This is a genomic window from Streptomyces paludis (genome assembly GCF_003344965.1).
In the GTDB taxonomy this organism is placed as follows: Bacteria; Actinomycetota; Actinomycetes; order Streptomycetales; family Streptomycetaceae; genus Streptomyces; species Streptomyces paludis.
This window is the reverse complement of the sequence record NZ_CP031194.1, coordinates 2,966,977-2,981,909: the sequence shown is the minus strand read 5'-3', so window position 1 is coordinate 2,981,909 and position 14,933 is coordinate 2,966,977. Positions and strand designations below refer to the sequence as shown.

12 protein-coding genes and 2 rRNA genes are annotated in these 14,933 nt (G+C 66.9%); 11 read left to right on the top strand and 3 right to left on the bottom strand.

What is annotated here, in order from left to right:
- Nucleotides 1-284 precede the first annotated feature (284 nt).
- The 10 genes from DVK44_RS13040 to DVK44_RS12995 all read left to right on the top strand — a co-directional run bounded on the left by DVK44_RS13040 (nt 285) and on the right by DVK44_RS12995 (nt 10,602).
- Nucleotides 285-3,408 (top strand): 23S ribosomal RNA (locus DVK44_RS13040).
- 80 nt (nt 3,409-3,488) lie between these two features.
- A 5S ribosomal RNA gene (gene rrf / locus DVK44_RS13035) occupies nt 3,489-3,605 on the top strand.
- Between the two features lie 66 nt (nt 3,606-3,671).
- On the top strand, nt 3,672-4,328 hold the full coding sequence (locus DVK44_RS13030; protein WP_114659830.1) for an HAD family hydrolase: 657 nt from the start codon (nt 3,672-3,674) through the stop codon (nt 4,326-4,328).
- A gap of 43 nt (nt 4,329-4,371) precedes the next feature.
- Nucleotides 4,372-5,601, top strand: coding sequence for an MFS transporter (locus tag DVK44_RS13025; RefSeq protein WP_114659829.1), 1,230 nt, complete (start codon nt 4,372-4,374; stop codon nt 5,599-5,601).
- On the top strand, nt 5,570-6,742 hold the full coding sequence (locus DVK44_RS13020; RefSeq protein WP_114665093.1) for an acetoin utilization protein AcuC: 1,173 nt from the start codon (nt 5,570-5,572) through the stop codon (nt 6,740-6,742). The genes DVK44_RS13025 and DVK44_RS13020 overlap by 32 nt, the downstream gene beginning before the upstream one ends.
- 161 nt (nt 6,743-6,903) lie before the next feature.
- Nucleotides 6,904-7,719 (top strand): phosphatase, encoded by an 816-nt coding sequence (locus tag DVK44_RS13015; RefSeq protein ID WP_114659828.1) that lies wholly within the window; start codon nt 6,904-6,906, stop codon nt 7,717-7,719.
- A 128-nt stretch (nt 7,720-7,847) separates the two neighbouring features.
- Nucleotides 7,848-8,060, top strand: coding sequence for a helix-turn-helix domain-containing protein (locus DVK44_RS13010; RefSeq protein ID WP_162793810.1), 213 nt, complete (start codon nt 7,848-7,850; stop codon nt 8,058-8,060).
- Nucleotides 8,061-8,170: 110 nt separating this feature from the next.
- Nucleotides 8,171-8,269, top strand: a complete 99-nt coding sequence (locus DVK44_RS13005; RefSeq protein WP_003948845.1) for a 30S ribosomal protein bS22 — start codon at nt 8,171-8,173, stop codon at nt 8,267-8,269.
- Between the two features lie 178 nt (nt 8,270-8,447).
- Nucleotides 8,448-9,551 (top strand): NAD-dependent epimerase/dehydratase family protein, encoded by a 1,104-nt coding sequence (locus DVK44_RS13000; RefSeq protein ID WP_114659826.1) that lies wholly within the window; start codon nt 8,448-8,450, stop codon nt 9,549-9,551.
- Nucleotides 9,544-10,602: a lysophospholipid acyltransferase family protein gene (locus DVK44_RS12995; RefSeq protein ID WP_114659825.1), complete on the top strand. Its 1,059-nt coding sequence runs from the start codon at nt 9,544-9,546 to the stop codon at nt 10,600-10,602. Before DVK44_RS13000 ends, DVK44_RS12995 begins: the two co-directional genes overlap by 8 nt.
- Nucleotides 10,603-10,724: 122 nt before the next feature.
- Here DVK44_RS12995 and DVK44_RS12990 read toward each other — a convergent pair whose 3' ends face one another.
- The 3 genes from DVK44_RS12990 to DVK44_RS12980 all read right to left on the bottom strand — a co-directional run bounded on the left by DVK44_RS12990 (nt 10,725) and on the right by DVK44_RS12980 (nt 14,282).
- On the bottom strand, nt 10,725-11,963 hold the full coding sequence (locus DVK44_RS12990; RefSeq protein WP_114659824.1) for a DUF5667 domain-containing protein: 1,239 nt from the start codon (nt 11,961-11,963) through the stop codon (nt 10,725-10,727).
- A 257-nt stretch (nt 11,964-12,220) separates the two neighbouring features.
- Nucleotides 12,221-13,018 (bottom strand): ECF subfamily RNA polymerase sigma factor, BldN family, encoded by a 798-nt coding sequence (locus DVK44_RS12985; protein WP_114659823.1) that lies wholly within the window; start codon nt 13,016-13,018, stop codon nt 12,221-12,223.
- A gap of 316 nt (nt 13,019-13,334) precedes the next feature.
- Entirely contained in the window at nt 13,335-14,282 is a 948-nt protein-coding gene (locus DVK44_RS12980) for an HAD family hydrolase (protein WP_114659822.1), read from the bottom strand.
- A 160-nt stretch (nt 14,283-14,442) separates the two neighbouring features.
- On the opposite strand from DVK44_RS12980, the gene DVK44_RS12975 reads away from it, so the two are divergent.
- Entirely contained in the window at nt 14,443-14,721 is a 279-nt protein-coding gene (locus tag DVK44_RS12975) for a glutaredoxin family protein (protein ID WP_114659821.1), read from the top strand.
- The last annotated feature ends 212 nt before the right edge of the window (nt 14,722-14,933 follow it).

The window sequence follows — 14,933 nt, the reverse complement described above, 5'->3', positions numbered from 1 at the left end:
AGGGCTTGCTCTGGTCAGAGGCCAGTACATCGGCGAATGTCCGGTGCTGGTTGCTCATGGGTGGAACGTTGACTATTCGGCACGGTTTTTTGATTCTTACAAGTACTGCTTCGGCGTGGAACGTAAGGGTTCGGGGATCGTGCCGGGCGCGCTGTTGGGTGTCTGAGGGTGCGAGCGTTGCTCGCCCTTCGGGTTGCCGGCCCCAGTGAACTCGCCCTGTAGGGGGTGGGGTGGTGGGTGGCTGGTCGTTGTTTGAGAACTGCACAGTGGACGCGAGCATCTGTGGCCAAGTTTTTAAGGGCGCACGGTGGATGCCTTGGTACCAGGAACCGATGAAGGACGTGGGAGGCCGCGATAGGCCCCGGGGAGCTGTCAACCGAGCTTTGATCCGGGGGTGTCCGAATGGGGAAACCCGGCAGTCGTCATGGGCTGTCACCCGCTGCTGAACACATAGGCAGTGTGGAGGGAACGAGGGGAAGTGAAACATCTCAGTACCCTCAGGAAGAGAAAACAACCGTGATTCCGGGAGTAGTGGCGAGCGAAACCGGATGAGGCCAAACTGTATGCGTGTGATACTCGGCAGGGGTTGCGCATGCGGGGTTGTGGGAGTTCTTTTGATCGGTCTGCCGGCCGGTCGGCGAGTCAGAAACCGTATGGATAGGCGAAGGACATGCGAAAGGTCCGGCGTAGAGGGTAAGACCCCCGTAGCTGAAATCTGTACGGCTCGTTTGAGAACCACCCAAGTAGCACGGGGCCCGAGAAATCCCGTGTGAATCTGGCGGGACCACCCGCTAAGCCTAAATATTCCCTGGTGACCGATAGCGGATAGTACCGTGAGGGAATGGTGAAAAGTACCGCGGGAGCGGAGTGAAATAGTACCTGAAACCGTGTGCCTACAAGCCGTGGGAGCGTCGCGCGCCGAGTTTACTCGGTGCGTCGTGACTGCGTGCCTTTTGAAGAATGAGCCTGCGAGTTTGCGGTGTGTTGCGAGGTTAACCCGTGTGGGGAAGCCGTAGCGAAAGCGAGTCCGAATAGGGCGGTATAGTAGCGCGCTCAAGACCCGAAGCGGAGTGATCTAGCCATGGGCAGGTTGAAGCGGAGGTAAGACTTCGTGGAGGACCGAACCCACCAGGGTTGAAAACCTGGGGGATGACCTGTGGTTAGGGGTGAAAGGCCAATCAAACTCCGTGATAGCTGGTTCTCCCCGAAATGCATTTAGGTGCAGCGTCGTGTGTTTCTTGCCGGAGGTAGAGCACTGGATAGGCGATGGGCCCTACCGGGTTACTGACCTTAGCCAAACTCCGAATGCCGGTAAGTGAGAGCGCGGCAGTGAGACTGTGGGGGATAAGCTCCATGGTCGAGAGGGAAACAGCCCAGAGCATCGACTAAGGCCCCTAAGCGTACGCTAAGTGGGAAAGGATGTGGAGTCGCAGAGACAACCAGGAGGTTGGCTTAGAAGCAGCCATCCTTGAAAGAGTGCGTAATAGCTCACTGGTCAAGTGATTCCGCGCCGACAATGTAGCGGGGCTCAAGCGTACCGCCGAAGTCGTGTCATTGCAGCATGAGGGCCAACGCCCGCTGTGATGGGTAGGGGAGCGTCGTGTGCCGGGTGAAGCAGCAGCGGAAGCTAGTTGTGGACGGTTCACGAGTGAGAATGCAGGCATGAGTAGCGATACACACGTGGGAAACGTGTGCGCCGATTGACTAAGGGTTCCTGGGTCAAGCTGATCTGCCCAGGGTAAGTCGGGACCTAAGGCGAGGCCGACAGGCGTAGTCGATGGACAACCGGTTGATATTCCGGTACCCGCTTTGAAACGCCCAGTATCGAATCCATTGATGCTAAGGCCGTGAAGCCGTCCTGGATCCTTCGGGTGAAGGGGAGTGGTGGAGCCGCTGAACCAAGGTGGTAGTAGGTAAGCGATGGGGTGACGCAGGAAGGTAGTCCAGCCCGGGCGGTGGTTGTCCCGGGGTAAGGGTGTAGGGCGTTGTCCAGGTAAATCCGGACAGCATATAGCCTGAGACCTGATGCCGAGCCGATTGTGGTGAAGTGGATGATCCTATGCTGTCGAGAAAAGCCTCTAGCGAGTTTCATGGCGGCCCGTACCCTAAACCGACTCAGGTGGTCAGGTAGAGAATACCGAGGCGTTCGGGTGAACTATGGTTAAGGAACTCGGCAAAATGCCCCCGTAACTTCGGGAGAAGGGGGGCCATTCTGGGTGATGAGTCTTGCACTCTGAGCTTGGGGTGGCCGCAGAGACCAGCGAGAAGCGACTGTTTACTAAAAACACAGGTCCGTGCGAAGCCGTAAGGCGATGTATACGGACTGACGCCTGCCCGGTGCTGGAACGTTAAGGGGACCGGTTAGCTGACTTTCGGGTTGGCGAAGCTGAGAACTTAAGCGCCAGTAAACGGCGGTGGTAACTATAACCATCCTAAGGTAGCGAAATTCCTTGTCGGGTAAGTTCCGACCTGCACGAATGGCGTAACGACTTCTCGACTGTCTCAACCATAGGCCCGGTGAAATTGCACTACGAGTAAAGATGCTCGTTTCGCGCAGCAGGACGGAAAGACCCCGGGACCTTTACTATAGTTTGATATTGGTGTTCGGTTCGGCTTGTGTAGGATAGGTGGGAGACTTTGAAGCTTGGACGCCAGTTCAGGTGGAGTCGTCGTTGAAATACCACTCTGGTCGTGCTGGATGTCTAACCTGGGTCCGTGATCCGGATCAGGGACAGTGTCTGATGGGTAGTTTAACTGGGGCGGTTGCCTCCTAAAGAGTAACGGAGGCGCCCAAAGGTTCCCTCAGCCTGGTTGGTAATCAGGTGTTGAGTGTAAGTGCACAAGGGAGCTTGACTGTGAGACCGACGGGTCGAGCAGGGACGAAAGTCGGGACTAGTGATCCGGCGGTGGCTTGTGGAAGCGCCGTCGCTCAACGGATAAAAGGTACCCCGGGGATAACAGGCTGATCTTCCCCAAGAGTCCATATCGACGGGATGGTTTGGCACCTCGATGTCGGCTCGTCGCATCCTGGGGCTGGAGTCGGTCCCAAGGGTTGGGCTGTTCGCCCATTAAAGCGGTACGCGAGCTGGGTTTAGAACGTCGTGAGACAGTTCGGTCCCTATCCGCTGCGCGCGCAGGAGTCTTGAGAAGGGCTGTCCCTAGTACGAGAGGACCGGGACGGACGAACCTCTGGTGTGCCAGTTGTTCTGCCAAGGGCATGGCTGGTTGGCTACGTTCGGAAAGGATAACCGCTGAAAGCATCTAAGCGGGAAGCCTGCTTCGAGATGAGGACTCCCACCCCCTTTGAGGGGTTAAGGCTCCCAGTAGACGACTGGGTTGATAGGCCAGATGTGGAAGACCGGTAACGGTTGGAGCTGACTGGTACTAATAGGCCGAGGGCTTGTCCTCAGTTGCTCGCGTCCACTGTGTTAGTTCTGAAGTAACGAACAGCCGTGTTGTCTTCCAGCTGTTGGATATCTTCATAGTGTTTCGGTGGTCATTGCGTGAGGGAAACGCCCGGTTACATTCCGAACCCGGAAGCTAAGCCTCACAGCGCCGATGGTACTGCAGGGGGGACCCTGTGGGAGAGTAGGACGCCGCCGAACAATTATTGTGGGAATGCCCTGTGCCAGGTATCTGGTACAGGGCATTTTTGCGTTTAGGGTCGAAGCATGCGCTACGAACTGATCATTTTTGACAACGACGGTGTGCTTGTCGACAGCGAGCCGATCTCCAACACCATCCTCGCCGCCTATCTCACCGAGTTGGGTCACCCCACGACCTACGAGCAGTGCCTGCACGACTACATGGGCGGTGCCGTCCACCGGATCCATGACCTCGTACGCGAGCGGACCGGCCAGGCGCTGCCGGCCGACTTCGACGATGTCCTCCACGCCCGGATCTTCGCCGCCTTCGAGCGCGAGCTGCTGCCGGTGGACGGAGCGGTCGACGTCGTGGAGAAGCTCGCCGGCGACGGGGTGCCGTACTGCGTGGCCTCGTCCGGGAGCCATGAACGGATCCGGGTGGGACACCGCAAGACCGGGCTCGACCGGCTGTTCGGGGACGGCATCATCTTCAGCGCCCAGGATGTCGGGCGGGGCAAGCCGGCGCCCGATCTCTTCCTTCACGCCGCCGAGCGAATGGGGATCGCCCCTGGCCGCTGTGCCGTCGTCGAGGACAGCCCGCACGGAGTCACCGCCGCCAGGGCCGCGGGCATGGACGTCTACGCGTTCACCGCGATGACCCCCGCCGGGAAACTGTCCGGGGCGACCGGGCTCTTCTCCCACATGTCCGAACTTCCCGGCCTCCTCCACGGATCCGTGGGCTGATCCATCTACCCATGGGTAGCGCGGGGTCCTACGCTGTCCGGCCATGACAGATGCGCGTTTGCGGCACGGTCGGGTCTCTCTGGCGCTCAGCTTCTTCGTCCAGGGGGTGACGTTCGCGCTCCTGGTGACCCGCATCCCCGCCATCCAGGACCGCTACGGGATATCCGACGGGATGCTCCCCCTCTTCCTCGCCGCGGTGCCGGTGCTGGCCGGGGTGGGGAGCGTGCTCAGCGAGAAGCTGGTGGCGCGGGTGTGGCCGGGGATGCTGCTGCGCTGGTCGCAGCCCGTCGTCCTGCTGGCGCTGCTCGGGGTGGGCGCCGGGGACGAGGTCTGGCAACTGTGGCTCTCGCTGGCCATGTTCGGCCTCGGGGTCGGCACGCTCGACGCGTCCATGAACATGCTCGGCGTGAGCCTTCAGCGGGCGTACGGGCGCAGCATCATCCTTGGGTTCCATGCCGCGTTCAGCCTGGGGGGCATCGCCGGGGCCTCGCTGGCCTGGGTGGGGGCGCACTGGCACCTGGCGCTGGTCGTGTCGTACCTCCCGGTGGTCGTGGTGCTGCTGCCCGCGGCGCTGCTCGGGAGCCGCTGGTACGCGGATGTGCGGCAGGAGCCGGAGCCGGGTGCCGGCGGTGCGGGGGAGAGCGGTGGCGGGGGGACGCCGGTGGCGTTCAAGTTCCTGCTGCCGCTCTGTCTCGTCATGGCGTTCGCGTATATCGGCGACTCCACGGTGTCGAACTGGAGCGCCAAGTACCTTCAGGACGTCCTCGGCGGCTCGGAGGAGCTGGCGACCGTCCCGTACAACGCCTATATGGTGACCACTCTGCTGGGGCGCGCGGTCGGGGATCTCGGGGTGCGGCGGTTCGGGCCTGTGGCGGTGGTGCGGTGCGGGGCGCTGCTGGCGGGGGCCGGATTCGCCGTGGTGGCGGTGGCGCCGGGGGCGTGGGTGGGGATCGCCGGTTTCACGATGCTGGGGCTCGGGCTCTGTGTGATCGTGCCGCAGACCTTCGCCGCCGCCGGGCGGCTCGCCTCCGGGGAGCGGGGTGCGGCGGCGAGTGACGCGGCGGTCGCGCGGCTCAACGTCTTCAACTATGTGGGTTTTCTGGTCGGTTCGCCGCTGGTGGGGGCGCTCGGGGATGCGTGGAGCTATCGGGGCGCGATGCTCGTACCGATGGTGATGGTGCTGGTGACTCTGGTGTATGCCCGCTCGTTCGGGGTGGAGCCGGACCGATACGGTGGCGGGCATGAGCGGCCACGCGCGGTTGATGTGGGATGACGCGGTTACGGGATACGACTTCGGCGCCGGTCATCCGATGGATCCGGTACGGCTGTCGCTGACCATGGGGCTGGTGCGGGCCTGCGGGCTCGACCGGCTGGTGGATGTCGTCGCGGCGCCGGCCGCGGGCGGTTCGACGCTGGGGCTCGTACACCACCAGGACTATGTGGACGCGGTACGGCGGGCCTCGCGGGATCCGCGGGCCGCCGATGGCGCGTACGGGCTGGGTACGGTGGACGATCCGGCGTTCGCGGGGATGCACGAGGCGTCGGCGCTGATCGCCGGGCAGTCGGTCGGCGCGGCCGAGGCCGTGTGGCGCGGCGAGAACGCGCACGCGGTGAACTTCGCCGGCGGGCTGCACCACGCGATGCCGGGGGCCGCCGCCGGGTTCTGTGTCTACAACGACGCGGCGCTCGCCGTGGCGCGGCTGCTGGAGCTGGGCGCGGAGCGGGTCGCGTACGTCGATGTGGACGTGCACCACGGGGACGGTGTCCAGGCGGTGTTCTGGGAGGACCCGCGGGTGCTGACGATCTCGCTGCACGAGCATCCGCGGACGCTCTTCCCGGGCACCGGATGGCCGGAGGAGACCGGCGCGGGGGCAGGGGAGGGCGGCGCGGTGAATGTCGCGCTGCCGGCCGGGACCGGGGACGAGGGCTGGCTGCGGGCGTTCCACGGGGTGGTGCCGGAGCTGCTGGCGGACTTCCGGCCGCAGGTGCTGGTGACACAGCACGGCGCGGACACGCATGTCGAGGATCCGCTCGCGCATCTGGCGGTGTCGCTCGACGCGCAGCGGGCGGTGCAGGTGGCCTGCCACGAGCTGGCGCACGCGTATGCGGACGGTGGGCGGTGGGTCGCGCTCGGCGGGGGCGGGTACGCGGTCGTGGATGTGGTGCCGAGGTCCTGGACGCATCTGGTGGGCATCGCGGCGCACGCGCCGGTGGATCCGGGGTCGCTGGTGCCGGCGGACTGGCGGGCCGAGGTGTACGCGCGGACGCGGCAGCCGGGGCCGGGGCGGATGACGGACGGGCGGACGCCGGGGTGGGAGCCGTGGGAGGCCGGGTACGATCCGGCGGACCGGCTGGACCAGGCGGTGCTGGCGACGCGGAAGGCCGTGTTCCCGCTGCGGGGGATGCTCGCGTAGAGGTGCCGTGGTGCGCGGCCGTCGTACGGCCGTGGTGCGGCCGTGGTGCGCTCGGGGCGGCCTGGGGCCGCCGGGGTGGTCCGTTACGTTCGTTACGCCAACTGTGCGGTGTATCCGGGGTTCCGGCCCGGGCGGGTGGTGCGGGCGGCAGCATCGGCGGGGTGTTGAGCAAGGGAGCCCTGCGGGCGCATCTGCTGGCGGCCAGGCTGGCCGGTCCTGTGGCCACGTCGCGGGAGGAGAGTCTGCGCAGCTACCGTCTCTTCGCCGTGCGCGATCCCCGGGTCATGCTCGGACTCGATCCGGAATGGGCATGGAACGAGCGGGACTTGCTCAGACTTATGGCAGACAAGTGCGGGGTTTCCGGCGATTCCGATCATGTGTCGGGGCCTGATGTCATTGATCCCGAGCGGACGCTGAGCGCGCTGGACGCGTTCGCCGACCGGTTGGGGTGGGCCGCGGCGCGGCGGGTTCCGGTGCTGTTCGGGACGGGGCATCCGGATCGGCTGCTCGGGTTCTACGCAGGTCTGGCAGACGCTTTGTCGGCGGCGGGATGTCTCGTCCTCACCCCCGCGCAGGGCCGATGTATCGACATAACGACCCGGTTCGGGGTACGTACGTGCAACCTTGACTACGTACGGGGAGTCGCGCTGGTGCGGGAACCCGGCGCGCGGAGTGCCGGGAGTGACACCGGCGCACATACCCACTCACCGCTGCCTGTCCGGGTCGCTCTGGACGGTCTGGTGGCCGCTGGTGACCCCCTGCCGAAGCTGGTCGTCGGGGACCACGGATGGGTCTGCGGGGCAGGTCAGCTGGGTATCGAGGCCATCGGTCTGGCCGACACCAATGACCCCGCGCTGTTCGTCGGTGAGGCCGAGGGGCGGGTGTCGGTGGCGGTGCCGCTGGACGACGCGGCGCGGGCGGCTTACTACCGGCCGTTGACGCGCTATGTACTCAATCGGGCGTGTCTGTCACAGTAAACGGCCGGAGGCTGCTCCTCTTCCCCACTCGTATCACCCGCCCCTACTCTGGGTTGTGAGCGCACAGCGACGAAGAGTTACCGGAGGGGAAGCCGGTGGCCGTCGGGTGCGGAAGGTACAGGTGGATCATGGTTGCTGGCAGCGAGAGGCCTCTCAACGAGGTCAAGTTCCTTACCGTGGCGGAAGTCGCCTCGGTGATGCGAGTGTCGAAGATGACCGTGTACCGGTTGGTGCACAGCGGTCATCTGCCGGCGATCCGGGTGGGCAGGTCATTCCGGGTTCCGGAGCAAGCGGTTCACGAGTACCTCCGCGAGTCCTTTGTGGGGGTCCAGTCCGCCTAGGAGTTCCCTCGGATTACGTCCCTCACTCGGTGGCGGGTAGGCTAGGCCGACGTAGGTCGTGTGGGCCCAGACGCCCCGCACCGAGTGAAGAGAAGTGAGCGAGGGTAGTCGTGGGCTCTGTTATCAAGAAGCGGCGTAAGCGGATGGCCAAGAAGAAGCACCGCAAGCTGCTCAAGCGCACCCGCGTGCAGCGTCGCAACAAGAAGTAAGCGGCAGCTGTTCGTGCATTCGCGGCCCTTCCACCGAACCGGTGGGAGGGCCGCGGTGTTTTCTGTGCCCCGCGTTTTCCGTGCGGTACGGGACCGCGCTGTACGGTGACGCGGTGGCCGGCAACGGCGGTGAAGGCAGCAGAGGCAGCGGCAGCAGTATGAGAGAAAGGCGCTGATCTTGGGCAAGGTCGTGCTGGTGACCGGAGCGGCCCGGCAGCTCGGAAGCCGTTTTGTACGGCGTGTTCAACGCGCCTCCGGGGTGGAGCGGGTGATCGCGGTGGACGCGGTCCCTCCCGAGCACGATCTGGGCGGCGCGGAATTCGTCCGGGCGGACATTCGCCGGCCGGCCATCGCGCGGGTCCTGGCGGAGCATCGCGTCGATACGGTCGTCCATCTCGATGTGACGGGAATTCCACGGGGATCCGGGGGCCGGTCCACGGTCAAGGAGACCAATGTGATCGGCACGATGCAGCTGCTCGGCGCGTGCCAGAAGTCGCCCGGTGTGCGGCGGCTGGTGGTCAAGTCCAGTACGGGGGTGTACGGCTCGGCGCCCCGCGACCCGGCCGTCTTCACCGAGACCACCCAGCCCAAGTCGCTGCCGAGCGGCGGCTTCGCCAAGGACACGGTCGAGGTCGAGGGGTACGTACGCGGCTTCGCGCGGCGCCGGCCGGATGTGGCGGTCTGTGTGCTGCGCTTCGCCAATATCCTCGGGCCCGCGGCGGATTCCCCGCTGGCCGACTACTTCTCGCTGCCCGTGCTGCCGACGGTTCTCGGCTACGACCCGCGGCTCCAGTTCGTACACGAGGACGATGTCCTCGATGTCCTGCTGCTCGCCGCGGACGAGCCCCGGCGCGGCACGCTGAACAGCGGGACGTTCAATGTCGCGGGTGAGGGCGTGCTGCTGCTGTCGCAGTGCGCGCGGCGGCTGGGACGGCCCACGGTGCCCGTCGTGCTGCCCGCGGTCACCTGGGTCGGCTCGGCGCTGCGGGCGGTCGGGGTGACGGACTTCGCGCCGGAGCAGATCGGGCTGCTGACCCATGGGCGGGTGGTCAGTACGGATCAGCTGCGCGAGACACTGGGCTTCACGCCCTCGTACACGACGGCCGAGGCGTTCGCGGACTTCGTCCGGGGTCGGGGTACGGGGCCGCTGCCGCCGGAGACGGCGGCCGGCGCGGTCGACCGGCTCTCGGGTCTGGTCGCCCTCGCCACCTCCGCCGTGTCATCGGACTCCCCTACCACCTCCGCCCCCTCCGCCAGCAAGGAGCGCTTCCCCCATGGCTGATGCCAAAGTCCTCCCCTTCGGTGACGAACCAAGACCGCGGCGCGGTGGCTCCGGGGGCGGTGGCCGCCGTCAGTCCGGGCCGTCCGGGCCGCAGGGGCAGTCGGGGCAGCAGGCCAAGGACGCCGCCGGGAAGCGCCCGCTGGCGCCCGTACCGGAGCCTGAGCCAGTGCCGGAGGCAACGGAGGCAACGGCCGCTCCGGAGCCCGGAGGCAGCGGCTGGGAGCGGCGGATCGCGGGCGGGCTGGCGTTTCTGCGCCGGCGGGTCACCGGGGACTATCAGGTCGACGAGTTCGGCTATGACGAGGAGCTGACCGACCAGGTCCTGATGTCGCTGATCCGGCCGCTGTACGAGAACTACTTCCGGGTCGAGGTGAAGGGCATCGAGAACATCCCGTCGGACGGCGGGGCGCTCGTGGTGGCCAATCACTCGGGGACGCTGCCGCTGGACGGGCTGATGATGCAGGTCGCCGTCCACGACCACCATCCGGCGGACCGGCATCTGCGGCTGCTGGCCGCGGATCTGGTGTTCATGCTGCCGGTGGTCAACGAGCTGGCGCGGAAGGCCGGGCACACGCTGGCGTGCGCGGAGGACGCGGAGCGGCTGCTGATGCGCGGTGAGGTCGTCGGGGTGATGCCGGAGGGCTTCAAGGGCCTGGGCAAGCCGTTCGGGGAGCGCTACAAGTTGCAGCGCTTCGGCCGGGGCGGGTTTGTGTCGACGGCGCTGCGGGCGGGGGTGCCGATCGTGCCGTGCTCGATCGTGGGCGCCGAGGAGATATACCCGATGGTCGGCAACGCGCGGACGCTGGCGCGGCTGCTGGGGGTGCCGTACTTCCCGCTCACGCCGACGTTTCCGTGGCTGGGGCCGCTGGGGGCGCTGCCGCTGCCGACGAAGTGGACGATCGAGTTCGGTGCGCCGATTCCGACGGACGGGTATCCGCCGGAGGCGGCGGAGGATCCGATGCTGATGTTCAATCTGACCGATCAGGTGCGGGAGCAGATTCAGCACACGCTCTACAAGCTGCTGGTGCAGCGGCGGTCGGTGTTCTTCTGACGCGGTTCTTCCGACGCTTTTCTTCCGGTGGGACCGGCATGACGTGAGACCAGGCATGACTGATCGCCGGGCGGGCTGAGGTCGGGGCCTGTCCGGCGATCAGTGGTCGGGCGTGGGCCGCGCTAGTCGGCGTCCTCCGCCTTAATGCCCAGTCCGGGCAGCAGATCCGGCAGGAGCGGCGGGATGGTGACATTCGGTCCCGGGCGTTCGGAACTCTCCTTGCTGCTGTCGGACGGGGAGGGGGTGGCATTGCTCGGCGCCGGGTCGAGCAGGCCGGCCGTACTGCCGCCGAGGAGGCCCTCGTCGGACGGGGTGCCCGAGTCCTGGCCGGACGGCTTGGGGCCCTCGCTGGTGCCCGAGCTGGTGAGGGGGCCCTCCTCGTCGCTCCTGGCGGGGGTGGACGGGGCCGGGGAGGGCTCCGTACGGCTGGTGCCGGGGGAGTCCTCGGTGGCGCCGGGACGGGTGATGTCCTGGCGTTTTTCGGGGGCGCGCGGCAGGAGGGACTGGAGCGGCGCCACCTCTTCGTCTATGGCGTCGAACACCGAGCTGACCTCGTCGCCGACGTCCGTCAGCTGGATGGGCAGCCGGTCGCGCAGTCCGTTCCACGACTGGCGGTGCGAGGCGGAGAACGACGAGAGGGTGGCGATCGGGCCGATGGCGCCGTCCCGTTCGTATGCCTGATGGAGCAGGCGGTGGCCCTCCGACGCGTCGTGCTTCATCCCGCTCAGTGTGCGCCGGATCTCGGCCAGGGATTCGTGGTCGAGAGGGCCGGAACGGCCGCGCTCCATGAGCCGGCGGGCTTCGCTGAGCCGGGTCGAGGCGTGGTCGAGATACAGCTCGCCGCGCGCGGACTCGTCACCCGCCAGATTGAGCTTGATGTCCTCCATGCCGCGCTTCAGCCCGTACAGCGAATCACCGGGCAGGGCGTCGGAACTGGCAGCGGCCACTCCGCCGAACGCGCCCGCCGCCACACCCACCGTGAGTCCGCCGGCCGCGAGGCCCTTGGACCAACGGGACCTCGGCCGCAGCTTGCGGAGCGGGGAGGCCCGGTGGGCGCCCTTGCCGGAGGTCCGCTGCTCGGGCACCGTAGGGCCCGAGGACGCCCCCCCGGGGGCTCTGCCCTCCAGCAGCATGGCCTCCATGGCTGCCACGAGCTGTGCTCGCTGCACCATTTTGACCTCGGGGTCCAGCGTGGGCTTCGGCAGCTCGCCGAGACCACGCGCCAGGGCCAACAGCCGCCCCTGTTCGGCCGGTTCGACCGACTCGGCGGGCTGGTCCCCCGCCGCGCCCTGGACCGTCTGGTCGTCCAGGGACTGGGCGAAGGCGTTCGCCCGCCGGTGTGCCGAAACGTTCGCGATCACTGGCGGCACCTCCTCTCGTCATGACGATCGACTCCCCTGGGGGTCCGGAAGGTTGCACGCCTTGAGCGTCCCCACACGATGGAGTGAGTGGCCGCGGGCATGGCGTGACCGCAGGGAGCCTGCATCCCGCACAACGAGCGGCGCGGCACTTGGGTTACGCGCGGAGGATGATCGGACCAGTGCGTCATCGAGGCGTCACCGACTGTGAGTTGAGTCCCTGGAAGGGGCGAGGAGGACGGGGGCGGGGCGGGAGCCGGTCAGCGGGCGTCCTCCGGGAGCAGCCGGGCGAGGGTGCGGACGGCTCGGTACTGCAAGGTCTTGATCGCTCCTTCGTTCTTGCCCATGACCCGGGCGGTCTCGGCGACCGAGAGGCCCTGGAGGAAGCGCAGCGTGACGCACTCCTGCTGCTGGGGGTTGAGTTTCCGTACGGCTTCGAGCAGGGCCGCGTTGGAGAGGTGCTCCAGGACGGAGTCCTCGGGGCTGCGCTCGACCTCGTTGGCGTCGAGCATTTCGCCGGTGGTCACTTCGAGCCGGAAGCGGCTCGATTTGAAGTGGTCGGCGACCAGGTTCCGGGCGATGGTGACCAGCCAGGCGCCGAAGTCGCGCCCCTGATAGGTGAACGTGGAGATCCGGCGCAGGGCACGCAGGAACGTCTCGCTGGTGAGGTCCTCCGCGGTCGCCTTTCCGCCCACGCGGTAGTAGATGTAGCGGTAGACGGTGTCGCTGTACTGGTCGTACAGCCGGCCGAAGGCTTCGGCCTCGCCGGCCTGGGCGCGTTCGACCAGTTCCATCATGCGGGCGCTGTCGCTGTCGGCGGCGGGTCGGCGGGGGGTGGTGGTCGAGGCGGCGGTGCTGTTTCGGCTTCCCCGTCTGCCGACCGCCGCACCGCCGTTCGCCAGGGCGTAACAAGGACCGATAGGGCCGCTCTCGGCAGGGGCCGGTGCGGCGAGGGCGGGGACGGCGTACGCGGTGGGGACGAAGCCGCGCAAGTGGTCGAGGACCGTTGCGCGCAGCGTAGCCAGGCCCGAGGCGTCAACCCCGACGTGTGGGTACACGGGACTCCCAGAGGCAGAGCTTCCATCACGTGCAGTGCGGGACCTTTCACTCGTCGTAGCGACGAGTGGGGTCCGGTATGCGTCTGAGGAGAATAACGCTTCGTACAGGCAGCACTACACCCAGTTGCTCAAATCATCGATTACGTCGCTTCCGTGACGCCTAAGCGGCGTATCTAGTCGCACATCGTGACCGTTTACTGATCGGATTGCGTCAAGATCTGCTTGCTCTCGTGATGGGTTGTGGCTGAGTGACGACTTCGCCCCCGTACGGATGTCCGTACGGGGGCGAGCTGTGCGGTGTGCGGGGCGGGTGGGGTCAGCGGCGGCGGCGGTGGAGCGCCACGGCCGCGAGCGTGCCGCCCGCGAGGGCGCCGACGCCGGCCGCGGCGGGGATGCCGACCTTGGCCGCCTTGCGGCCGGTGCGGTAGTCGCGCAGGCGCCACTCCAGCCGGCGCGCGTGCTTGCGGAGCTTGGTGTCCGGGTTGATGGCGTACGGGTGGCCGACGAGCGAGAGCATCGGGATGTCGTTGTGCGAGTCGCTGTACGCGGCGCAGCGGTCGAGGTCGAAGCCCTCGGTGGCGGCGAGGGCGCGGACGGCCTCGGCCTTGGCGGGGCCGTGCAGCGGTTCGCCGACGAGCTTGCCGGTGTAGACGCCGTCGACCGATTCGGCGACGGTGCCGAGCGCGCCGGTCAGGCCCAGCCTGCGGGCGATGATCGTCGCGGTCTCGACGGGCGCGGCCGTCACCAGCCAGACCTGCTGGCCGGCGTCCAGGTGGGCCTGGGCGAGGGCGCGGGTGCCGGGCCAGATGCGGTCGGCCATGTACTCGTCGTAGATCTCCTCGCCGATGGACATCAGCTCGGAGACGCGGTGGCCCTTGACGATGGAGAGGGCGCTGTCGCGGGCGTCCTGCATGTGCTCGGGGTCCTCGACCCCGGCCAGCCGGAACCATGCCTGCTGCCAGGCGAACTTGGCCAGCTCGCGGCGCTGGAAGAACTTCCGTTTGTACAGGCCGCGGCCGAAGTGGAAGATCGAGGCGCCCTGCATGACGGTGTTGTCGAGGTCGAAGAAGGCGGCGGCGCGGTCGTCGCCGAAGACGGGGAAGTCCGGTACCTCGTGGGCGCCGGTCACGCCCGCCGCGCCGGTGCGCGGGTCGGCCGATTCCTGTGTGGACTTCAGCCCTGCCTCGGCTGCGGCCTCGCCCGCGAGCACGCTCCGTGCGGTGGCGGAGCGCCTACGAGGAGTGAGCCATCCCAGTGCGGCCATAGCGCGAGCATAGCCAGTCTGTTCGGGGCTCATGGCCGGGATGGGGCCGCCGAGGGGTGAACACTCGGCGGACGGTGTGTTAATCCGGTGATCTTCTGGTCGGTGTCCGGCTGTGGAGAACGGGCCGCTCAGGGCGGTGCGGGGGCGGAGAATGGCTCTCATGACTCCTCTGTTGCGGCGTACGACGAAGAAGAAGAGTAGCGACCGGGTGGTGACGCTTGTCTCCAAGCCGGGCTGCCATCTCTGCGACGACGCGCGCGCCGTCGTCGAGACGGTGTGCGCCGAGACCGGTGCATCCTGGGAGGAGAAGGACATCTCCCGGGACGAGGCGCTGTACCGGGAGTACTGGGAGCAGATTCCGGTTGTCCTGGTCGACGGCGAGCAGCACACCTTCTGGCGCGTGGATCCCGATCGGCTCCGCCGGGAACTGGGGGGCTGAAGGGAAAGACGGTTACCATCGTGGGCGCTTTGCTGGGTTTCCTCCGGTGATCATGGTCCACGCCGCGAACGCGGTACGGGAGTTGTCGCCGGAGGTCCGGGGACCGGTCCCGGAACGTACGGGAAGCGGTCTCGGGGGCGTATTCGTGAGGAGTGTGTGCGGTTTTGCCCCCTTCGTGTGTGCAACGGGCTGAAGCGGTGTCCGGTTCCGTG